Source organism: Streptomyces resistomycificus (genome assembly GCF_001514265.1).
In the GTDB taxonomy this organism is placed as follows: domain Bacteria; phylum Actinomycetota; class Actinomycetes; order Streptomycetales; family Streptomycetaceae; genus Streptomyces; species Streptomyces resistomycificus.
Genome location: NZ_KQ948997.1, coordinates 150684 through 171201 on the forward strand (window position 1 = coordinate 150684; position 20518 = coordinate 171201).

The window sequence follows — 20518 nt, forward strand, 5'->3', positions numbered from 1 at the left end:
GTCACCAGCGGCGGTCACCACCGACGACGAGGGCCCGGCACTGTGCCGGGCTGCCCCACGCGCCGCGCAGGGCGCGGGCCTTGGTGAGCCAGAGCGACAGGTCGTACTCCGCCGTGTAGCCGATCGCGCCGTGCAGCTGAAGGGCCGTCCGGGCGGTGGCGTACGCCGCCTCGCAGGCCGTGACCTTGGCGGCGGCGACGTCCTGCTCGGTCATCGTCAGGGCGGCGCCGAAGAGCAGCGGGCGTGCGAACTCCAACGCGATCTTCGCGTCTGCCAGTCGGTGCTTGACGGCCTGGAACGAGCCGACCGGGACACCGAACTGGGTGCGCTGCCTGACATGGGTGACGGTCCGGTCCAGGAGCGCGAGTCCGACACCGAGGGCCTGGGCGGCGGTGGCCAGGCGGGCCCAGGTGAGGGCCTGGGCGGAGGCGGCCGCCACGTGCGCGCCGGTGGCCAGGAGCTCCCCGCCGGGTGCCGGGGCGAAGAGCCGTCGGGCGGGGTCGAGGCAGGGGCGGGGCGGGGCCCCCGGGGCGGGGGCGAGGCGCAGTTCGGTGGGGGGAGCCGGCGCCGCCGGTCCGGGCACCTCGCTCGGGCGGGCCGGTGCGGTGGGCCCGGACACCGTCAGGCGTACGTCCGTCGTGTCCGCGTCCAGCGCGTACGGTCCCAGCGTCAGGGTCGCCGTCGCGTCGCCCGAAGCGAGCGCGGGCAGCAGGCGTTCGGCCGGACCCGGGTCGTCCAGCGCGGTGAGCAGGGCGGCCGCGGCGACGGTCTCCACCACCGGTCCCGGCACCGCGTGCCGTCCCAGCTCCACGAAAGCGACGGCGAGCTCGACGGGCCGGGGGTCCAGCCCCTTGTACGCCTCCGGTATCGCCAGCGCGAACACGCCCGCCTCTGCGACGCGCCGCCACAGCGCTCGGCCGCTCGCCGGGGCACCCCGGCTCCAGTCCCGAACCGCCGCGGGCGTGGCCGCGGCCGTCAGCATGGCGTCCAGGGAGGCGGCGAACGCCTGTTGCTCGGCGTCGAGGAGGAAACGCATCAGCGGCGTCCCTTCGGCAGGCCCAGCAGGCGCTCGGCGATGATGTCGCGCTGGATCTCGTTGGTGCCGGCGTAGATGGGGCCGGCGAGGGCGAAGACATAGCCCTCGGACCAGCCGGTGTCCGCCCATTCGCCGTCCGCGCCGAGGAGATCGAGTGCCGTCTCGTGCAGCGCGATGTCGTACTCGGACCAGAAGACCTTGTTGAGGCTGGACTCGGGGCCGGTCGACGCGCCGTCGAGGAAGCGGGCGGCGGCGGCGTAGGTGAAGAGCTGGTAGGCGCGGGCGCCGATGAGGGCGTCGGCCACGCGGTCGGCCGAGTCCTGCGGGCGGCCCCGCGCCTGCCAGAGGCCGGCCAGACGTGCGGCGCTCGCGAGGAAGCGGCCGGGGGAGCGGAGCGTCAGCCCGCGTTCGTTGCCCGCTGTCGACATGGCGACACGCCAGCCCTGGCCCGGCTCGCCGATCACGTCGTCGTCGGGCACGAACACCTCGTCCAGGAAGAGCTCCGCGAAGGCCGGCTTGCCGTCGAGACGTCCGATGGGGCGGACGGTGACGCCCTGCGCACGCAGGTCGAACATCAGGTAGGTGAGCCCCTGGTGCGGTCCGGGCGTGTCCGGGTCGCTGCGGAACAGGCCGAAGGCGCGGTCCGCGAAGGCCGCCCGCGACGACCACGTCTTCTGGCCGCTCAGCAGCCAGCCGCCGGCCGTGCGCACCGCCCTGGACCTCAGGGAGGCCAGGTCCGACCCCGCCTCGGGCTCCGACCAGGCCTGCGCCCAGATCACCTCCCCGGTCGCCATCGGGGGCAGCACGCGCGCGCGTTGCTCCCCGGTGCCGTGCTCGAAGAGGGTCGGCGCCAGCAGGCTGACGCCGTTCTGGCCGACCCGGCCGGGCGCGCCCGCCGCGTGGTACTCCTCCTCGAAGAGCAGCCAGCGGATCAGGCCGCAGTCCCGGCCGCCGTACTCCGTGGGCCAGTTGACGACCGACCAGCGATCGGCCGCGAGTTCGGCCTCCCACGCGCGGTGCGCCGCGAAACCCTCCTCGGTCTCCAGGGAGGGCAGGGGGACGGGCGGAGTATGGGCGTCCAGCCAGGCGCGGGCCTCGGCGCGGAACGCCTCGTCGGCGGGGGAGTGGGTGAGGTCCACGGAGCCGCTCTCCTTCCCTGACCTTCCCTAACAAGTGTTTGGTAGGTTAGCGTGCTGCCATGACAGACGTCGAGGCTCCGGCCTACGTCCCCGGGCACGGACTGCTCGGCGGGCGCACGGCCGTCATCACCGCGGCGGCCGGCGCGGGCATCGGCGGGGCGACCGCGCGCCGCTTCCTGGAGGAGGGAGCGCGCGTGCTGATCAGCGACGCGCACGCGCGCCGGCTCAAGGAGCACGAGGCCGAGCTGGGCCGGGACTTCCCGGGCGCGGTGACGGCCGTCCCCTGCGACGTCACCGACGAGGCACAGGTGCGTGCGCTGTTCGACGCGGCCGTACGGGAACACGGCCGGCTGGACGTCGTCGTCAACAACGCCGGTCTCGGCGGCACGTCGACGCTCGCCGACATGAGCGACGAGCAGTGGTCGAAGGTGCTGGACGTGACGCTGAACGGCACGTTCCGATGCGTCCGGGCGGCGTTGCGGCGCTTCCGGGACGGCGGCGCCGGCGGTGTGATCGTCAACAACGCCTCCGTCGTCGGCTGGCGCGCCCAGCCCGGGCAGGCGCACTACGCGGCCGCGAAGGCGGGCGTCATGGCGCTGACCCGGTGCGCGGCGATGGAGGCCGCCGAGTACGGGGTGCGGATCAACGCCGTGTCGCCGAGCCTCGCCATGCACCCGCACCTCGTGAAGGTGACGACCCCAGCGCTGCTGGCGGAACTGACCACGCGCGAGGCCTTCGGACGGTACGCCCAGCCGTGGGAGGTGGCCAACGTGATCGTCTTCCTGGCGTCGGACTACTCCTCGTACATGACGGGAGAAGTGGTGTCCGTCAGCGGCCAGCACGCCTAGGACCACAATGGATCCGTGTCTACGAAGAAGAAGCCCCAGGTGACCGCCGCTCCGGCGCGCCGCCGCGAACTCCTCGAAACCGCCGCCGAGGTCTTCGCCGACCAGGGCTACAACGCCACCACCGTGCGCAAGATCGCGGACCACGCGGGCATGCTCGCGGGCAGCCTCTACTACCACTTCGACTCCAAGGAGTCGATGCTCGAGGAGATCCTGCGGACCTTCCTCGACGAGCTCTGGGACGGCTACGACAGCGTCCTCGACGGCGGGCTCGGGCCACGCGAGACCCTCGAAGCGCTGGTCACCGAGTCGTTCCGGGAGATCGACCGGCACCGTGCCGCCGTCGCGATCTACCAGAAGGAGAGCAAGCAGCTGGTCGCGCAGGAGCGATTCGCGTTCCTCGCCGAGTCGCAGCGCAAGTTCGAGAAGGCGTGGCTGTCCACGCTGGAGCGCGGGGTCGCCGCCGCGGTGTTCCGGGCCGACCTCGACGTCCGGCTCACCTACCGGTTCGTGCGCGACACGGTGTGGGTCGCCGCGTCCTGGTACCGGCCCGGCGGACAGCACAGCCCGGAGGAGATCGCCCGGCAGTACCTGTCGATGGTGCTGGACGGGATCGCCGTACGCGAATAGCCCTTTCAAGTACCCCTTACGTGAGGGAGTTGCCATGGCCGAGGCCTACATCGTCGAAGCGGTCCGTACGCCCGTCGGGCGGCGCGGGGGAGGGCTGAGCGGGGTCCACCCGGCCGACCTGGGCGCCCACGTGCTCAGGGAACTGGTCGTGCGGGCCGGGGTGGATCCGGCCGCCGTCGAGGACGTCGTCTTCGGCTGCCTCGACGCCGTGGGACCGCAGGCCGGGGACATCGCGCGGACCTGCTGGCTGGCGGCCGGGCTGCCGGAGGAGGTGCCCGGCGTGACGGTGGACCGGCAGTGCGGCTCCTCCCAGCAGGCCGTGCACTTCGCGGCGCAGGGCGTGCTGTCCGGGACGCAGGACCTGGTCGTGGCCGGGGGTGTGCAGAACATGTCGCAGATCCCGATCGCCTTCGCGACCCGGCAGGCGGCCGAGCCCCTGGGGTTCCACGAGGGCCCGTTCGCGGGCAGCGAGGGCTGGCGGGCGCGGTACGGAGACCGGGCGGTGAACCAGTTCGCCGGCGCCGAGATGATCGCCGCCAAGTGGGGCATCGGCAGGCAGGACCAGGAGGAGTTCGCGCTCCGCTCCCACCGGCGGGCGCTGCGGGCCATCGACGAGGGGCGCTTCGAGCGGGAGATCGTGGCCCACGGTCAGGTCGCCGTCGACGAGGGTCCGCGCCGGGACACCTCCCTGGAGAAGATGGCCGCTCTGAAACCGGTCATCGGCGGCGGCACCGTCACCGCGGCCTGCTCCTCGCAGGTCTCCGACGGGGCGGCCGCCATGCTGCTGGCCTCGGAGCGGGCGGTGCGGGAGCACGGATTGCGGCCCCGCGCGCGCGTGCACCATCTCTCCGTGCGCGGCGAGGACCCCATCCGGATGCTGACCGCCCCGATCCCGGCCACCGCCCACGCCCTGAAGAAGACGGGCCTGTCCCTCGACGACATCGACCTCGTCGAGATCAACGAGGCCTTCGCCCCGGTCGTCCTGGCGTGGCTGAAGGAGACCGGCGCGGACCCGGAGAAGGTGAACGTCAACGGGGGCGCGATCGCCCTGGGCCACCCCCTGGGCGCCACCGGCGTGAAGCTCATGACGACCCTGCTGCACGAACTGGAGCGCACCGGCGGCCGGTTCGGGCTCCAGACGATGTGCGAGGGCGGCGGCCAGGCGAACGTGACGATCATCGAGCGGGTCTGAGCGCTCCGAGCGTCTTCAGGGTCCCTTCCGCCTCGGCCACGATCCGCTCCACCAGCTCCGCGCACGACGGCAGGTCGCCGATCACCCCGGCGACCTGCCCGGAGGCCATCACCCCGAGGTCCGTACGCCCGTCCACCATCGCCGACCTCAGCAGCATCGGCGTGTTCGCGGCGAGCAGGACCTGGCTCCAGGTCAGGTCCCTGCCGTGCCTCATGGCGAGCCCGTCGCGGACCAGCTGCCGCCAGGTCAGCCCGGACAGCCCGCGGAAGCCGGCCGCTGCCCGTACCGCCCGGAACAGGGCACCGGCGCGGCCCGCGCGCTCCAGGGCGGCGACCAGTTCCGTACGGAGCATGCGGTGCGGCAGGCCGTCGACCGCCCGGGTCACCGTCACGTCCCGCACCGTCGCCGCCAGGTACCGCGCCTTCACCGCGTCCGGCACCGTCGAGTCCGAGGTGAGCAGGAACCGCGTGCCCATGGCCACCCCGGCCGCCCCGTAGGCGAGCGCGGCGACCAGACCCCGTCCGTCGTGGAAACCGCCCGCGGCCACCACCGGTATCGACACCGCGTCCACCACCTGCGGCAGCAGGACGGTCGTCGCCACCTCGCCGGTGTGCCCGCCGCCCTCACCGCCCTGCACGATCACCGCGTCCGCGCCCCATGCCGCGACCTTCTCGGCATGACGCCGGGCACCCACGGAGGGGATGACCACGATGCCGGCCTCCTTGAGCTCGGCGATCAGCGCCGGGGAGGGCGCGAGGGCGAAGGAGGCGACCCGCACGCCCTCCTCGATCATGATCCGCACCCGGTCGCCGGCGTCCGAGGCGTCCGCCCGCAGATTGACGCCGAAGGGAGCGTCCGTACGGGACCCGACCTCGCGGATCGCCTCCCGCAGCCGGTCCGGGGTCATGGTGGCGGAGGCCAGGATGCCCAGCGCGCCCGCGTTCGCCGTCGCCGAGACCAGCCGCGGGCCCGCCACCCAGCCCATTCCGGTCTGCACGATCGGGTGCCGGACGCCGGTGAGCCGGGTGAACGCGGTCTCCATCAGGCCCCGACCTCCCGCAGGCGGGCGCCGACCGGGTCGAGCACCTCGCGGATCAACTCCAGCTCCTGAGGCGTCGGTTCACGGGTGTACGGCACCTCGTCCGGGACGGCCAGCTCGAAGCCGGTCGCCTCGCGGACCTGCTCCACGGTGACGCCCGGGTGCAGCGAGGCCAGGCGCATCGCGTGGTCGGGGGTGGCGAAGTCGAGGACGCCCAGGTCGGTGACGACTCTGGGGACGCGGTGGTGGCGGGCGCCCGCCGCCCGGTCGTAGCCGACCCCGCACACCATGTCGACCTTCTCGACGAAGACCCGCCGGGAGTGCCGAGGGACCCAGTAACTCGTCGGGTTGTTCAGTGTGTTGACCGGCGCGCCGCGCACGCCGAGCAACTGTCTCCTGGGCTTCGACCAGTCGCCGATGCACGAGATGTTCTGGTTGCCGTACCGGTCGATCTGGCTGGCACCCATCATCACGTGCCGCCGCCCGCCGGTGACCAGGGCGAGGTGCTGCCGGTACGGCAGCCAGCCCTCGACGGTGCCGTCCGGGCCGACGAGCATCGCCTCGCCGTCGGTCAGCAGCAGGTCGGGCGCGAAGGTGTGCCGGGCCAGACGGGCCCCGATCGACGGGATCAGCCCCATGGGACTGGCCAGGATCTCACCGGCGCCCCGCCAGGCCTCGGCGCAGGCGATCACGCAGTACTCGGCGCGGGTGACGGTCATGACCGCTCCTCGGACCAGGCCCGTACGGCCGACTGGTACCTCTGCTCGTCCCCGTCGAGGAACCGCCCGGCGAAGTCCGCCCAGGGCGTGGTCGCGTACTGCCGCTGGAAGTCCTCGTCCCGGCCGTAGTCCGGGGCGCAGGAGGTGAAGTGCGCGCCGCCCGGGGCCTCGACGACCCCCGTGACCGTGTGACGTTTGATCAGCAGGGTCTGCGGCGGAGCCTCCTTGGTCAGCTCGGCCGTGTCCACGATCCGCTCGCAGGAGAGGTACGCGGTGTCCGCCGCCTCGCAGAACAGGTCGTCGAAGTACGGGTCGGGGCCGAGACACTGACCGTTGCCCTGCCGGTCCGCGCGCCCCAGGTGGACCAGCGCGGCATCCATCCGCAGGGCCGGCACGGCCACGAACGTCTCCCCGTCGTCGTAGGGCGAGGTCACCGTCCGCAGGCCGGGGTTGACCCGCATGACGTCCGAACCGATCCCGGCCCGCACCGGCAGGAACGGCAGCCGGTTGGCGGCCGCGTGCAGCCCCCACATGAACATCGCCTCGTCGATCTCCGTCAGCTCGAAGGCGCCGCTCTCCCGGGCCGCCCGGTAGTGCGGTTCGAGCGGGATCGAGTCGAGGGTGACGAAGGCGGTGACCAGTCTGCGGACGCGACCGGCCGCGGCGAGCATTCCGACGTCCGGGCCGCCGTACGAGACGAGCGTGAGGTCCCTGATCTCCGACCGGAGCAGGGCTCTGACCAGCGCCATCGGCTTGCGGCGGGAACCCCAGCCGCCGATGCCGAGGGTCATGCCGCTCTCCAGCCGCGAGACGACCTCCTCGGCGGTCATCGTCTTGTCGCTCACCCACGCCCCTCCTCGCCCTTGTTCCCGAAGGTGCCGCGGACACGGTCCGCCACCCCGCTGACGCTCGCCTCGAAGGTGAAGCCCTGCTCGAAGCGGTAGCTGCGGCGCACGTCGACCGGGTCGATGCCGTTGATGGCCGCCTTGGCCAGCCGGATCAGCTCGCCGTCCTTGGCGGCGATCTCGCCGGCCAACCGCAGGGCGGCCGTGTGCAGTTCGGCGCGCGGCACCACCTGCCACACCGACCCGTGCGCGTGCAGCTCGGCGGCGGTGGCCCGGCGCGAGGTGTAGTACAGCGCGCGCATCAGGTGCTGCGGGACCAGCCGCGCCAGATGTGTCGCGGCGCCCAGCGCACCCCGGTCCAGCTCGGGCAGCCCGAAGGTGGCGTCCTCGCTCGCCACGATCACGTCCGCGTTGCCCACCAGGCCGACGCCGCCGCCCAGACAGAAGCCCTGCACCGCCGCGACCACCGGCACCTCGCACTCGTACACCGCGGCGAAGGCCTCGAAGCAGCCCCGGTTGGCGCCGACCAGCGCCTGCCGCCCGTGCGCCTGTATCTCCTTGACGTCCACGCCCGCGTTGAACCCCCGCCCCCGGGCGATGAGCACCACGCACCGGACCCCGGTGTCCCGGCCGGCGGCGCGCACGGCGTCGGCGAGCGCGAACCAGCCGTCCACCGGCAGGGCGTTCACCGGCGGGAAGTCGACCGTGACGACGGAAATCCCCTTTTCCGGAGAGGAGGTGGAGACACCCATGGGCGCATCAGCTACCTTTCCACCAAACGTTTGTTAGGTTCGAGGTCGAAGCTAGCAGCGAATGGATCCGGGTGGGAGGGCCTGTGGACAACGGCGTCGGTCTGCGGGGGAAGGCCGTGGTCGTCACGGGCGGGACGCGCGGGGTCGGAGCGGGGATCGCGGCGGCGTTCGTCCGCGCCGGCGCCGAGGTCGTCGTCTGCGCGCGGCGCCCACCCGAAAAGCCCGTCGAGGGAGCCGTGTTCGCGCCGCTCGACCTGCGGGACCCGCAGGCCGTGCGCGGGTTCTTCGAAGCTCTGGCCCGGGTCGACGTCCTGGTCAACAACGCAGGCGGCACGCCCTACCGGCTGCTGGCTCAGTCGGAGGCCGAGCGGCACGCGCGCGTCCTCGAACTCAACCTCACCGCCCCGCTGACCGCCACCCTCGCCGCGTACGACCGGCTGCGCCGGGCCAGAGGCTCCGTCGTGATGATCGGCAGCGTCAGCGGTACCCGGCCCTCGCCCGGCGCGGCGGCGTACGGCGCGGCCAAGGCCGGCCTGGAGAACCTGGCCCGTTCGATGGCTGTCGAGTGGGCCCCCGACATCCGGGTCAACACCCTCGTCCTCGGCATGGTCCGCACCGAGCTGTCCGCCCTGCACTACGGCGGCGAGGACGGCGTCGAGGCCGTCTCCCGCACCGTCCCGGCGGGCCGCCTGGCGGACCCGGTGGAGGTGGGCGAGGCCGCGGTCTTCCTCGCCTCGGACGCCGCGGCCTACATCAGCGGGGCCTCGCTGCTCGTCCACGGCGGCGGGGAGCGGCCCGCCTATCTCGACGCCGCGACCGTCAACAAGGAGGAGTGAGATGAGAGGACCGTTGCTGTGCGAGGGGCGTGTCGTGGTCGTCACCGGCGCCGGCCGAGGGCTGGGCCGGGCGCACGCGCTCGCCTGTGCGGCCGAGGGCGCCCGGGTCGTCGTCAACGACCTCGGCGTCGGCCTGGACGGCACGCCGGACGACGACGGTCCGGCCGCGCGGGTGGCACGGGAGATCCGCGCGGCGGGCGGCGACGCGGTCGCGCACGGCGGTGACATCGCGACGACCGAGGGTGCCGCGTCCCTGGTACGCACAGCCCTGGACACCTACGGCCGTCTGGACACCCTCGTCAACAACGCGGGCTTCCTGCGCGACCGCATGCTCGTCAACCTCGACGAGGACGACTGGGACGCGGTCGTACGGGTCCACCTCAAGGGCCACTTCCTGCCCCTCAAGCACGCGGCCGCGCACTGGCGGGCGGAGGCGAAGGCCGGCCGCAGGCCCGAGGCGCGGGTCGTCAACACCAGCAGCGGGGCGGGTCTGTCGGGCTCCGTCGGGCAGGGCAACTACAGCGCCGCGAAGGCCGGGATCATCGCGTTGACACTGGTCGCGGCCGCCGAGCTGGGACGCTACGGCGTCCAGGTCAACGCGATCGCGCCCGCCGCCCGCACCCGGATGACGGAGGAGACCTTCGCACGGACGATGGCGGCGCCCGCGGAGGGCTTCGACGCGATGGCGCCGGAGAACGTGTCGCCGCTGGTGGTGTGGCTCGGCTCGGCCGCCGGCGCGGGCGTCACCGGGCGGGTCTTCGAGGCCGAGGGCGGCCGGATCACCGTCATGGAGGGCTGGCGGCCGGGCCCGAGCACCGACAAGGGCGCCCGCTGGACGCCGGCCGAGGCGGGCGTGGCCACACTGAACCTGCTGGCGCAGGCGGAGGCTCCGGCGGCGGTGTACGGGGCGGTGGGATGAGGGCTGGGCGCGCTGCTGCCGGCGGGATGGGCGGCACTCTCCTCCGCACGGCGACGGCGTCGCGCGCGGAGGAGAGTGCCTCCGGCCGGGTGCCGCCGTGTGCCTCCGGCCGGGTTCCGCCGTGTGCCTCCGGCCGGGTTCCGCCGTGTGCCTCCGGCCGGGTTCCGCCGTGTGCCTCCGGCCGGGTTCCGCCGGCCGGATGTCGTCGGTCAGGCGTCGCGGTCAGGCGTCGTCGGCTAGGTGTCGCACTCCAGCACGGTCCTGCACAGCGAACACCGGGCCCGCATCCGGCCCCGCACCGGCACCCGGATCCGCTGGTGACAGGTCGGGCAGGGGAAGGAGACGCGCAGGCTGCCGCCGCTGTCGGGGGAGAAGGTGTACGGCACGCCGGGCTGGGGGCCGGGCGCGTGGCGCCGGTCGCGGGCGTAGCGGCGCCGTCCCGCCCAGCCCGCCGCCGTCAGCGGGGGCTGCTGTTCGTCCTGGCGGGCCCGGGCCATGCCCTTGGCGTACGCCGTGTAGGCCTGCGGGCTGGTGAACCACACCGACGGGTCCTCGCCGAAGACCAGGGCGCGCTTGGCGAGGACGTAGCCGAACTCCTCCGGGGTGAGGTAGCCGAGCTTCTGCGAGGACGCCGCGTCCTCCCGGTAGGCGTCCAGGAGCAGCCAGCCGGCGCCGAGGTACGTCGTCGCGGTGTCGGTGAGGATCTCGTTCTCCCGGGTGCCGGGGAAGGAGAGGTCCAGCCGGTGCAGGTAGACGTGCATCACCTCGTGGGCGAGGGCCGCGCCGATGTCCCGGCGGTGGGTGCGGAAGCGGTCGTTCAGCTCGACGAAGTACTCGGGTCCGGCGGTCAGTTCGACGTTCGCCGCGTGGGTCATCTCGCGGAAGCTCACGACCAGCCGGGCGTCCGGAAGCCGGTAGTGCCGCACCAGCTCACGGGCCACCCGCTGCGCCCCCAGATACAGGTCGTCCGTGTCGCAGAACGCGACGTCGGCGGGGGCCACGCTGGTCGCGAAGGTCTGCACGGTGTCGTAGGACAGCCGCCTGTACAGCGCGGTGACGGCGGCCCGCACCGTCTCCAGATGTGGATAGCCGTGCTCGACCGGTCCGTCGTTCGCCACGCCCGCACCCCCAGGAGGCCGTGAAACCCGACTCCACTCTACGGTGACGCGGATCGATCTTCGCCGGGCGCCGGCGCCGGTACGGGCCGGAGCGCGGGCGGGGACGCCGACCCCTGCTCGAACTCCAGTACCCATACCTCGTTGGTCCCGTCCCGCAGCACCGGCCCGGGCACATACAGCGACCGCTGTGGGCCCGCCGACCAGTAACGGCCCAGGTTGAACCCGTTGATCCACACGAAGCCACGGGTCCGGCCGGGCAGCTCCAGACAGGCGTCCCCGGGGCCGTGGACCGTGACCGTGCCCCGGTACAGGCCGGGGGAGCCATCGCCGGGCGGGTCCTGGAAGGCGATGCCCTCGACGTCGTCCAGCGCGTCCAGACGCAGCCCACGCGCGCGTACGCCGTGCAGGAACTGCCGCTCGTGCAGCAGGCCCCCGGTGATCCCCTTGGGCTCGCCGGTCCGCGGTCCGTAGTTGACCCTCCCCAGGGACTCCACCCACAGCTCCACGCGCGCGTGCCCCGCGACGGGCTCCCCGAGACGGTCGTCGTCCTCGGTGAGCACCCCGGCCCGCTCCCCGTCGACGTACACCACCGCCAGGTCCCGCAGCCCGCGCACGGTCAGCGGGTAGGGGCGGCGCGGCCCCGGCACCGTCACCTCGTAACGCACCACCCCCCTGTCGACGCCCAGCTCCTCGAAGGTCGGCGGCATGGGACACGTGACCTCGGGGCCCCCGCGGGCCTCCAGCACCGCTGCCAGGGGCGCGAAGCCGTCCAGGCGGACCTCGGCCCGATCGCCCAACGGCGCGGGCGGGGGCGGCGGCTGGGGTAACGGTCCCTCGGCGTACCCGGCGAGGACCTCGCGCAGCCGCCAGAACTTCCTCGTGGGGCGGCCGTACTCGTCGACGGGCGCGTCATAGTCGTAGGACGTCACATCCGGCTCCAGCGGACCGTCGTGCATCTCACCGCCGCCCCGGTTGGCGCCCGCCCAGCCCGCGAAACTGGTCCCGCCGTGCGCCATGTACAGATTGACCGACGCCCCGCACTCCAGGATCTCCCGCAGCGTCGCCGCGGCCTCCTCGGCGTCGCGCACGACGTGCCCGCCACCCCAGTGGTCGAACCAGCCGCACCACAACTCCATGCACATCAGCGGCCCGCCGGGCCGGTGCCGGCGCAGCGACGCGAACGCCTCGCGCGCGTGGGAGCCGAAGTTCACCGTGGCGAGCACGCCGGGAAGCGAACCGCCGGTGAGCATGTGGTCCTCCGGGCCGTCCGAGGTGCACAGCGGGACCGTGACGCCCAGCGACCTCAGCAGTTCGGCGAGGCGGGCCGGATACCGCGCGTCCGAGCCGTAGCTGCCGTACTCGTTCTCGACCTGCACCATGACCACCGGACCGCCGCGGTCGGCCTGCCGGGACACCACCTCGGGCAGCAGCCGGCGAAACCAGTCCTCCACAGGCCGCAGGAAACGCTCGTCACGCGTGCGCGTGTGCCCCGTCAGCCAGTGCGGCAGCCCGCCGTTGTCCCACTCGGCACAGATGTACGGCCCCGGCCGCACGATCGCCCACAACCCCGCCTCCCGCGCCGCGTCCAGGAACCGGCCCGGCGCCGCCACGTCCCGGAACTCGCCCGGCCTCGGCTCGTGCAGGTTCCACGGCACGTACGTCTCCACGCAGTTGAGGCCCATCGCCCGCAACATCGCCAGCCGGTGCCCCCACTGCGCCTCGTGCACCCGGAAGTAGTGCAGCGCACCGGACAGCAGCCGCACCGGCCGCCCGTCCAGCAGGAAGTCCGTGTCCCCCACCGTGAACTCGCCCATACCCCGCACCCTCACCCCTGGCGTCGATCACGTCCATGGACAAAGATCGGCGCTGCTTGGACACAACGACGACCGCCGGGAGGGACGCGGATGTACCACACCTGGATGCGGTTCTTCACGCCCGGCCCCGCCCACCACCGGCTCGGCGTCGTCTGCCTCGGCGTCGGCCTCCAGTACGGCGCCCTGCCCACCGTCGGCCCCCGAACCCTCGACCACCACGTCGCCGTCGTCATCAGCGCCGGCTCCGGCTGGTACCTCGCCCCCGACGGACGCCGCATGACCGTGACCGCACCCGCCCTGCTGTGGCTCACCCCCGGCGTCCCCCACCACTACGCGCCGGACCCCGACGCCGGCTGGGACGAGGGATTCGTCGACTTCACCGGCCCCGCCACCGCCACCTACACCGAACTCGGCTACATCGAACCCGACCGCCCCGTCGTCCCCCTGTCCGACGCCACCGGCCCGCGAGCCGTCATCACCCGCATGACCCGCGCGGCCCGCCGCGACAACCCCCTCCTGGAGGTGGAGACCGGCGCCGCCGTCCACGAACTCCTCGTCGCCCTGCGCCGCGCCCGCGCCGACCTCGCCCCCGACGGCGACCAGGTCCTCAAGGCCCTCGCCCGCGACGCCTGCAGACCGCTGTCGGTCGCCGACCACGCCGCCCGGCACGGCATGACCACCGCCGAACTGCGCACCGCCGTCCGCCGCGGCGCCGGCTGCAGCCCCAAGGACTACCTCCTCGGCATCCGCCTCGGCCACGCCAAGGAACTCCTCGCCACCACCACCCTGCCCGTCGCCGCCGTCGCCCGCCGCGTCGGCTACGACGACCCGGCCTACTTCTCCCGCCTGTTCACCCGCCGCGTCGGCACCGCACCCGTCCGCTTCCGCGCCCAGCAGAGCCGCACGGTCCCCGGCGGCTGGAGCAACCGGATCCCGGACCCCGCGGATCCACCTGTCATCGAGCGCCCGGCCGCCCCGTAATGTGGTCGCCCATGACCACCAGCAACACCCCCACCGGAGACGTCGACCCGGCTGTCCGCGCGGAACTCGCCCGGCTGCGCGACAGCATCGACAACATCGACGCCGCCGTCGTCCACATGCTCGCCGAACGCTTCAAGTGCACCCAGCAGGTCGGCCACCTCAAGGCCAGGCACCAGCTGCCGCCCGCCGACGCCGCCCGCGAGGCCCGGCAGATCGAGCGCCTGCGCACCCTCGCCGAGAACGCCAAGCTCGACCCCGCCTTCGCCGAGAAGTTCCTCAACTTCATCATCGCCGAAGTGATCAGGCACCACGAGCGCATCGCCGAGGACGCGGTCAACGGTTCTACGCCCATGGCGAATTGACCTCCTCCCCGGCCCCCGGGGACGTGACACCGGGGCCGGGGAGCGGCATGCTGCGCTGTGCACTCCTTGTCAGCTGACGAGCACACCGCGTCAGCTCCTCGGGCATAAGCTGGGTTGCCCACGAGGGAGGGACGTCGGGCCATGCCGTCGGATGCCAGGATCCTCATCGTCGACGACCACGAGGACACGCTGTACGCCCTGGAGAGCGCCCTGGCCCCGCTGGGCTACCGGCTGGCCCGCGCCACCAGCGGCGACGAAGCCCTCAAACAGGTCCTGCGCGGCCGGGTCGGACTCCTCCTGCTCGACGTGCGCATGCCCGGCGTCAGCGGCCTCGACGTGGTCCGCTACATGCGGCGCCTGGAACAGACCCAGCACATTCCCGTCATCCTGCTCACCGGTTTCGGCGCCGACCACGAACTGACCTCCACCGCCTTCGGACTGGGCGTCGCCGACCTCGTCATGAAACCCATCGACCCCTGGGCACTGCGCACCAAGGTCCGCTACCTCTTCGACACCCACCAGCGCCACCTCGCCCTCGCCCACGAGGTCCGCGAATTACGCGCCCTGGTCAAGGGCCACGCCGACGCCGGGGAACACCCCGCCCGCCCCGCCCTGCCCCACCCGGACACCCGCGTGCCCGTCCAGCGCGGACAGGGGGCGCACACCGGGGAGCTCGAACAGGACCGGACATAGGCCGCGTACCGATCCGCCTCTGTGCCATGCCGACGGCATCAGGCAGCATGTCGTTCATGTCCGTACTGACGCGCGACGAAGCGCAGACCCGTGCCCGGCTCCTCGACGTCCACCGCTACACCATCGACCTGGACCTGACCACCGGGGACGACACCTTCGACTCCCGCACCGTCATCAGGTTCACCGTCCGCGCGGACCAGGACGACACGGACACGTTCTTCGAGGTCAAGCCCGCCGAACTGCGCTCCGTCACCCTCGACGGGCAGCCCCTCGACCCGGAGACCCTGGACGAGAACAGGCTGCCCCTGAAGAACCTCGCCCCCGGCGAACACGAACTGCGCGTCGACGCCGCCATGCGCTACTCCCGCACCGGCGAGGGCATGCACCGCTTCACCGACCCCACCGACGGTGAGACCTACCTCTACACCCAGCTGTTCATGGACGACGTCCAACGCGTCTTCGCCGCCTTCGACCAGCCCGACCTCAAGGCCGTCTTCGACCTGTCCGTCCAGGCCCCCGAAGGCTGGAGCGTCCTCGCCAACGGCATCACCGAACACCTCGGCGACGGCCGCTGGAAAGCCGCCACCACCCCCCTGATCTCCACCTACCTCGTCGCCGTCGCCGCCGGCCCCTGGCACTCCGTCCGCACCGAACACCGCGGCCTGCCCTTCGGCATCCACTGCCGCCGCTCCCTCGCCCCGTACCTGGACGTGGACACCGACGAGCTCTTCGAGATCACCCGGCAGTGCTACGACCGCTACCACGAGAAGTTCGAGGAGCCCTACCCCTTCGACTCCTACGACCAGGCGTTCGTCCCCGAGTTCAACGCCGGCGCCATGGAGAACCCCGGCCTGGTCACCTTCCGCGACGACTTCGTCTACCGCTCCGCCGTCACCGACACCGAACGCCAGACCCGCGCCATGGTCATCGCCCACGAGATGGCCCACATGTGGTTCGGCGACCTCGTCACCCTGCGCTGGTGGGACGACATCTGGCTCAACGAGTCCTTCGCCGAGTACATGGGCTACCAGACCCTCACCGAGGCCACCCGCTTCACCGACACCTGGACCGAGTTCGGTGTGGCCCGCAAGGCCTGGGGCTACGACGCCGACCAGCGCCCCTCCACCCACCCCGTCGCCCCCGACCCCGACGCCGTCCCCGACACCGCGTCCGCCCTGCTCAACTTCGACGGCATCTCCTACGCCAAGGGCGCCTCCGCGCTGCGCCAGCTGGTGACCTGGCTCGGCGAGAAGGACTTCCTCGCCGGCATCAACACCCACTTCGCCCGCCACCGGTTCGCCAACGCCACCCTCGCCGACTTCATCGACTCCCTCGCCTCGGGCACCGACCGCGACGTCCACGCCTGGGCCGACGCCTGGCTGCGCACCACCGGCGTCGACACCCTCACCCCCACCGTCGCCCCCGGCGACGACGGCACCTGCACCCTCACCGTCGGCCACGCCGGCAGCCGCCCCCACCGCATCGCCGTCGGCCTCTACGACCAGGACGTCGCCGACGAGGGCCGCCACCTAGTCCTGCGCGAACGCCTCGACCTCGACGTCCCGCACCCCACCCCCCACCCCATCGGCAAGCGCCCCGCCCTGCTCCTCCTCAACGACGGCGACCTCACCTACGCCAAGGTCCGCTTCGACCCGCGCTCCTTCGACACCGTCCAGGCAGCCCTCTCCGGCCTGCCCGACCCCCTCAGTCGCGCGGTCGTCTGGAACGCCCTCAGGGACGCCGTCCGCGACGGCGAACTGCCCGCCGCCGCCTACCTGGAGGCCGCCCGCACCCACCTCCCGCGGGAGACCGACCTCGCGATCGTGCAGGGCGTCCTCGCCTTCGCCGTCGGCCAGATCACCGACCGCTACCTCACCCCCGAGGAGCGGCCCGACGCCCTCGCCACCCTCAACGCCCTGTGCCGCGACCTCATCCGCCGCACCGAGGACGGCGACCACCCCGGCCTGCGCCTCATCGCCGTACGTCACCACATCGACGTCGCCGCCCACCCCGACACCATCGCCGCCTGGCTCGCCGACGGCACCGTGCCCGGCGGCCCGGAACTCGACCCCGAGCTGCGCTGGCGCGTCCTCGCCCGGCTCGCCGTGCTCGGCGCCACCGACGAGGCCGCCATCGCCGCCGAACTGGAGCGCGACCCCAGCGCCAGCGGCCAGGAGGGCGCCGCCCGCTGCCGGGCCGCCCTGCCCGACCCGGAGGCCAAGCAGCGGGCCTGGGAGGCGATGTTCACCGACGACACCCTCTCCAACTACCTCTTCACCGCCACCGCCCAGGGCTTCTGGCAGCCCGAACAGGCCGACCTGGTACGGCAGTACGTGCCGCGCTTCTTCCAGGACGCCGTCCCCCTCGCCGCCCGCCGCGGCCCTGCCATCGCCGAGGCCGCCGGCCGCTGGGCCTTCCCGGCCTACGCCGTCGACGAGGAGACGCTCCGCCTGGGTGAACAGTGCCTGGGCGAGGGCGAGCCGATCCCCGCGCTGCGACGCAAGCTGGCCGACCAACTGGACGACCTGGGACGGGCTTTGCGGGTCAGGGGAGCGTAACGCGGCACTCAGGGCACTTAGGGCACTCAGGGTGTTCCGGTAGCTCTGCATGTTCCGGGGCGCGGCCGAGGTCTTCCTCCGGCCGCGCTCCGACATGTTTTCCCCGTACGGACGTACCCTCTTTCGGGTTCTGTTTCCCGGGCTTTTCGGGCGTGGCGGCGCATCCACGTACAAGCTGGAACTCCCTCTGCCCGGCTTTCCCGAGGACCGCCCATGAGCACGCCGCGCCTCGCCTCCGGCCCCGAAGGCCCCGACGCCCTGCGGCCGTTGCTCGACACCGTGCTCGACGCACTCCGCACCGGCACCGCCTCCCGCGGCGGCCCGCTGCCCACCGGCGGCCCCGACGCCGTAGCCGCCCGCCTGCGGGACACCGTCGGGGACGTACTGCCCGACCAGGGCGACCCGGACGCCCTACGACTCCTCGTCCACGCACTCGCCGAAGGCGCCGCCGACCCCGCCCACCCGCTGTGCGCAGGCCACCTGCACTGCCCGCCCCTCGCCGTCGCCACGGCCGCCGACCTCGCCGTCAGCGCCCTCAACCCGTCCCTGGACTCCTGGGACCAGGCACCCGCGGCCTCAGAACTGGAAACCCGGGTGACACGGACGCTCGCCGCGCAGGTCTACCCGACCGGCACCCCCGACGCCCTCGTCACCACCGGCGGCACCGAAGCCAACCAACTCGCCCTCCTCCTCGCCCGCGAGACCCGCGGCGCCGGTGTCCGGCTCGTCCACGCGGCCAACGCCCACCACTCGCTCACCCGCGCCGCATGGCTGCTCGGCCTGCCCGACCCCGTCGCCGTCCCCGCACCCGCCGGCACGCTCGACCCCGCCGCACTCGACGAAGCCCTCCACACCCTGCCCGGCCCCCACCTGGTCGCCGCCACCGCAGGCACCACCGACGCCGGCCTCATCGACCCGCTCCCCGAGATCGCCGCCCTCTGCCACGCCCACCACGCCCGCCTGCACATCGACGCCGCCTACGGCGGAGGCCTCCTCTTCAGCGACACCCACCGCCCGAAGCTCACCGGCCTGGACGCCGCCGACACCGTCACCCTCGACCTGCACAAACTCGGCTGGCAGCCCGTCGCCGCCGGCCTCCTCGCCGTCCGCCACACCCACGACCTCACCGCCCTCGACCAGCGCGCCGACTACCTCAACGCCGACGACGACACCCAGGCAGGCCTGCCCGACCTCCTCGGCCGATCCCTGCGCACCACCCGCCGCCCCGACATCCTCAAGATCGCCGCCACCCTGACAACCCTCGGCCGCACCGGCCTCGGCACTCTCGTCGACCAGGTCTGCGCCCACGCCCACACCCTCGCCGAACTCGTCGACGCCCACCCCACCCTCGAACTCCACGACCGGCCCACCATCAGCACGGTCCTGTTCCGCCCCGTACACGCCACCGACGACACCGTCGCCGCCGTGCGCCGCACACTCCTCACCCACGGCCGAGCCGTCCTCGGCCGGGCCCGCGCCGACGGCCGGCTCTGGCTCAAGGCCACCCTCCTCAACCCCCACATCCGGCCCGACGACCTGGCCGGGCTCCTGAAACTCGTGGAAGGAACCACACCCCGATGAGCCCGACGCCCCACCCCCCACACCACGAGCCCGACGCACCCCGCGACCTCGTCGGCATCGGCATCGGCCCCTTCAACCTCTCCCTCGCCGCCCTCGCCCACCCCCTCGCCGAACTCGACACCGTCTTCTACGAACAGCGCCCCGCCTTCGACTGGCACCCCGGCCTGCTCATCGAAGGCGCCACCATCCAAGTCCCCTTCCTCGCCGACCTGGTGACCCTCGCCGACCCCGCCAGCCCCTGGACCTTCCTCAACTACCTCAAGGCCCGCGAGAGACTCTTCCCCTTCTACTTCGCCGAGCGCTTCCACATCCAACGCGCCGAATACGACGCCTACTGCCGCTGGGTGTCCGAGAACCTCCCCGGACTCCACTTCGGCCACCAGGTCGACGCCGTCCGCTGGAACCCCGAACGCGACCTCTTCGAAGTCGACTTCACCCAACTCGACGCGGACGGCGAAGCCGAGGCCCTCGGCCGCACCCACACCCGGAACATCGTCCTGGGCATCGGCTCCGAACCCTACGTACCGAACCCGCTCAGACCCCTCGTCGACGCCCCCACCGTGCCCGTCATCCACGCCGCCGACTACCTCGACCACCGCGACACCTTCCTCACCGCGGACCACGTCACCGTCATCGGCTCCGGACAGTCCGGTGCGGAGATCTTCCTCGACCTGCTACGCAACCGCCCCGCGGGCCGCGAGAAACTCCACTGGCTCGGCCGCACCGAGGCCTTCGCCCCCATGGAGTACTCCAAGCTCGGCCTCGAACACTTCACCCCCGACTACACCCGCTACTTCCACGCCCTCACCGAAGGCGTCCGCGACCACCTCGTCACCACCCAGTGGCAACTCCACAAAGGCATCGACGCCGCCACCATCGCCGCCATCCACGACGAGCTCTACCGCCGCACCCAGCACGGCGGCTGGCCCGACGCCGTCCTCACCCCCGGCGTCCGCGTCCGCACCGCCGGACGCATCGCCACCACCAAGGTCGAACTCCACCTCGAACACATCCAGCAGAACAGCCGCTCCCGACTCACCACCGACGCCGTCGTCCTCGCCACCGGCTACCGCGAACGCCCCCTCGACCGCATCCTCGCCGGCCTCGACCCCTACCTGCGCCGCGACAGCCGCGACCGCCCCCGCGTCGACGACCACTTCCGCCTCGTCCTCGACCCGTCCGTCACCGGCGCCGCCCACGTGCAGAACGCCGAACGCCACACCCACGGCATCGGCACCCCCGACCTCGGCCTCGCCGCCTGGCGCAGCGCCACCATCCTCAACTCCCTCACCGGCAAAGAGCCCTACCCCCTGCCGACGCGCACCGCCTTCACCACCTTCGGCCTGGACCCACACCCACCGAGGGTCCCGCAGGCCCGGAAGGCCACCCCGGCCCTCACACCCCTCACCGACGGAAGATGACCACACCCGACACGTCCACGGCGCCGGCACGAAACCCG

Annotated in this window: 19 protein-coding genes; 11 read left to right on the forward strand and 8 right to left on the reverse strand. The window is 72.9% G+C overall.

Features of this window, described 5'->3' with window-relative positions; translation table 11 throughout:
• Window position 1: 1 nt before the first annotated feature.
• Entirely contained in the window at window positions 2-1036 is a 1035-nt protein-coding gene (locus tag AQJ84_RS28270) for an acyl-CoA dehydrogenase family protein (protein WP_053191268.1), read from the reverse strand.
• A complete protein-coding gene (locus tag AQJ84_RS28275) occupies window positions 1036-2175 on the reverse strand; it encodes an acyl-CoA dehydrogenase family protein (protein ID WP_030039457.1) in 1140 nt (379 codons plus the stop codon). The genes AQJ84_RS28270 and AQJ84_RS28275 overlap by 1 nt, the downstream gene beginning before the upstream one ends.
• A gap of 59 nt (window positions 2176-2234) precedes the next feature.
• Between AQJ84_RS28275 and AQJ84_RS28280 the strand changes: the two genes are divergently transcribed.
• Genes AQJ84_RS28280 through AQJ84_RS28290 form a run of 3 tightly spaced genes read left to right on the forward strand, consistent with a single transcriptional unit; the run spans window position 2235 to window position 4842 of the window.
• Entirely contained in the window at window positions 2235-3023 is a 789-nt protein-coding gene (locus AQJ84_RS28280; protein ID WP_053191270.1) for an SDR family oxidoreductase, read from the forward strand.
• A gap of 15 nt (window positions 3024-3038) precedes the next feature.
• Window positions 3039-3650, forward strand: coding sequence for a TetR/AcrR family transcriptional regulator (locus AQJ84_RS28285; RefSeq protein ID WP_030039459.1), 612 nt, complete (start codon window positions 3039-3041; stop codon window positions 3648-3650).
• A gap of 34 nt (window positions 3651-3684) precedes the next feature.
• Entirely contained in the window at window positions 3685-4842 is a 1158-nt protein-coding gene (locus tag AQJ84_RS28290) for an acetyl-CoA C-acetyltransferase (protein WP_030039460.1), read from the forward strand.
• Here the strand turns inward: AQJ84_RS28290 and AQJ84_RS28295 are convergent.
• Genes AQJ84_RS28295 through AQJ84_RS28310 form a run of 4 tightly spaced genes read right to left on the reverse strand, consistent with a single transcriptional unit; the run spans window position 4826 to window position 8197 of the window.
• Window positions 4826-5884: an NAD(P)H-dependent flavin oxidoreductase gene (locus AQJ84_RS28295; protein ID WP_030039461.1), complete on the reverse strand. Its 1059-nt coding sequence runs from the start codon at window positions 5882-5884 to the stop codon at window positions 4826-4828. The two genes, AQJ84_RS28290 and AQJ84_RS28295, sit on opposite strands and share 17 nt — an antisense overlap.
• Window positions 5884-6600: a CoA-transferase subunit beta gene (locus tag AQJ84_RS28300; RefSeq protein ID WP_053191272.1), complete on the reverse strand. Its 717-nt coding sequence runs from the start codon at window positions 6598-6600 to the stop codon at window positions 5884-5886. The genes AQJ84_RS28295 and AQJ84_RS28300 overlap by 1 nt, the downstream gene beginning before the upstream one ends.
• Window positions 6597-7445 (reverse strand): CoA transferase subunit A, encoded by an 849-nt coding sequence (locus tag AQJ84_RS28305; protein ID WP_053191274.1) that lies wholly within the window; start codon window positions 7443-7445, stop codon window positions 6597-6599. The genes AQJ84_RS28300 and AQJ84_RS28305 overlap by 4 nt, the downstream gene beginning before the upstream one ends.
• A complete protein-coding gene (locus AQJ84_RS28310) occupies window positions 7442-8197 on the reverse strand; it encodes an enoyl-CoA hydratase family protein (RefSeq protein ID WP_030039464.1) in 756 nt (251 codons plus the stop codon). Before AQJ84_RS28310 ends, AQJ84_RS28305 begins: the two co-directional genes overlap by 4 nt.
• Before the next feature lie 83 nt (window positions 8198-8280).
• Between AQJ84_RS28310 and AQJ84_RS28315 the strand changes: the two genes are divergently transcribed.
• Both AQJ84_RS28315 and AQJ84_RS28320 read left to right on the forward strand, forming a co-directional pair.
• Complete coding sequence (locus AQJ84_RS28315) at window positions 8281-9033, forward strand: SDR family oxidoreductase (RefSeq protein ID WP_225877173.1); 753 nt, start codon at window positions 8281-8283, stop codon at window positions 9031-9033.
• A gap of 1 nt (window position 9034) precedes the next feature.
• On the forward strand, window positions 9035-9952 hold the full coding sequence (locus AQJ84_RS28320; RefSeq protein ID WP_030039466.1) for an SDR family oxidoreductase: 918 nt from the start codon (window positions 9035-9037) through the stop codon (window positions 9950-9952).
• A 236-nt stretch (window positions 9953-10188) separates the two neighbouring features.
• Here the strand turns inward: AQJ84_RS28320 and AQJ84_RS28325 are convergent, their stop codons facing one another.
• A complete protein-coding gene (locus tag AQJ84_RS28325) occupies window positions 10189-11070 on the reverse strand; it encodes a hypothetical protein (RefSeq protein ID WP_053191277.1) in 882 nt (293 codons plus the stop codon).
• A gap of 38 nt (window positions 11071-11108) precedes the next feature.
• Window positions 11109-12884: a glycoside hydrolase family 35 protein gene (locus AQJ84_RS28330; RefSeq protein WP_030039469.1), complete on the reverse strand. Its 1776-nt coding sequence runs from the start codon at window positions 12882-12884 to the stop codon at window positions 11109-11111.
• 90 nt (window positions 12885-12974) lie between these two features.
• Between AQJ84_RS28330 and AQJ84_RS28335 the strand changes: the two genes are divergently transcribed.
• The 6 genes from AQJ84_RS28335 to AQJ84_RS28360 all read left to right on the forward strand — a co-directional run bounded on the left by AQJ84_RS28335 (window position 12975) and on the right by AQJ84_RS28360 (window position 20480).
• Complete coding sequence (locus AQJ84_RS28335; protein ID WP_030039470.1) at window positions 12975-13865, forward strand: helix-turn-helix domain-containing protein; 891 nt, start codon at window positions 12975-12977, stop codon at window positions 13863-13865.
• Between the two features lie 11 nt (window positions 13866-13876).
• Window positions 13877-14227: a chorismate mutase gene (locus tag AQJ84_RS28340; protein ID WP_030039471.1), complete on the forward strand. Its 351-nt coding sequence runs from the start codon at window positions 13877-13879 to the stop codon at window positions 14225-14227.
• Between the two features lie 141 nt (window positions 14228-14368).
• Window positions 14369-14920: a response regulator gene (locus AQJ84_RS28345; RefSeq protein ID WP_030039472.1), complete on the forward strand. Its 552-nt coding sequence runs from the start codon at window positions 14369-14371 to the stop codon at window positions 14918-14920.
• 56 nt (window positions 14921-14976) lie between these two features.
• Window positions 14977-17478, forward strand: a complete 2502-nt coding sequence (gene pepN, locus AQJ84_RS28350) for an aminopeptidase N (RefSeq protein ID WP_059198882.1) — start codon at window positions 14977-14979, stop codon at window positions 17476-17478.
• Window positions 17479-17691: 213 nt separating this feature from the next.
• Window positions 17692-19059, forward strand: coding sequence for a pyridoxal phosphate-dependent decarboxylase family protein (locus AQJ84_RS28355; RefSeq protein WP_030039475.1), 1368 nt, complete (start codon window positions 17692-17694; stop codon window positions 19057-19059).
• Window positions 19056-20480 carry a lysine N(6)-hydroxylase/L-ornithine N(5)-oxygenase family protein gene (locus tag AQJ84_RS28360; protein WP_030039476.1) on the forward strand — a complete coding sequence of 475 codons (1425 nt, stop codon included), beginning with the start codon at window positions 19056-19058 and terminating at the stop codon, window positions 20478-20480. Before AQJ84_RS28355 ends, AQJ84_RS28360 begins: the two co-directional genes overlap by 4 nt.
• Window positions 20481-20518 lie beyond the last annotated feature (38 nt).

What these genes read in the sequence shown, in the direction of transcription:
- AQJ84_RS28270 (WP_053191268.1), bottom strand. Translation starts at nt 1,036, where the DNA reads ATGCGTTTCCTCCTCGACGCCGAGCAACAGGCGTTCGCCGCCTCCCTG.
- AQJ84_RS28280 (WP_053191270.1), top strand. Translation starts at nt 2,235, where the DNA reads ATGACAGACGTCGAGGCTCCGGCCTACGTCCCCGGGCACGGACTGCTC.
- AQJ84_RS28290 (WP_030039460.1), top strand. Translation starts at nt 3,685, where the DNA reads ATGGCCGAGGCCTACATCGTCGAAGCGGTCCGTACGCCCGTCGGGCGG.
- AQJ84_RS28295 (WP_030039461.1), bottom strand. Translation starts at nt 5,884, where the DNA reads ATGGAGACCGCGTTCACCCGGCTCACCGGCGTCCGGCACCCGATCGTG.
- AQJ84_RS28300 (WP_053191272.1), bottom strand. Translation starts at nt 6,600, where the DNA reads ATGACCGTCACCCGCGCCGAGTACTGCGTGATCGCCTGCGCCGAGGCC.
- AQJ84_RS28310 (WP_030039464.1), bottom strand. Translation starts at nt 8,197, where the DNA reads ATGGGTGTCTCCACCTCCTCTCCGGAAAAGGGGATTTCCGTCGTCACG.
- AQJ84_RS28320 (WP_030039466.1), top strand. Translation starts at nt 9,035, where the DNA reads ATGAGAGGACCGTTGCTGTGCGAGGGGCGTGTCGTGGTCGTCACCGGC.
- AQJ84_RS28330 (WP_030039469.1), bottom strand. Translation starts at nt 12,884, where the DNA reads ATGGGCGAGTTCACGGTGGGGGACACGGACTTCCTGCTGGACGGGCGG.
- AQJ84_RS28335 (WP_030039470.1), top strand. Translation starts at nt 12,975, where the DNA reads ATGTACCACACCTGGATGCGGTTCTTCACGCCCGGCCCCGCCCACCAC.
- AQJ84_RS28340 (WP_030039471.1), top strand. Translation starts at nt 13,877, where the DNA reads ATGACCACCAGCAACACCCCCACCGGAGACGTCGACCCGGCTGTCCGC.
- AQJ84_RS28345 (WP_030039472.1), top strand. Translation starts at nt 14,369, where the DNA reads ATGCCGTCGGATGCCAGGATCCTCATCGTCGACGACCACGAGGACACG.
- pepN (WP_059198882.1), top strand. Translation starts at nt 14,977, where the DNA reads ATGTCCGTACTGACGCGCGACGAAGCGCAGACCCGTGCCCGGCTCCTC.
- AQJ84_RS28355 (WP_030039475.1), top strand. Translation starts at nt 17,692, where the DNA reads ATGAGCACGCCGCGCCTCGCCTCCGGCCCCGAAGGCCCCGACGCCCTG.
- AQJ84_RS28360 (WP_030039476.1), top strand. Translation starts at nt 19,056, where the DNA reads ATGAGCCCGACGCCCCACCCCCCACACCACGAGCCCGACGCACCCCGC.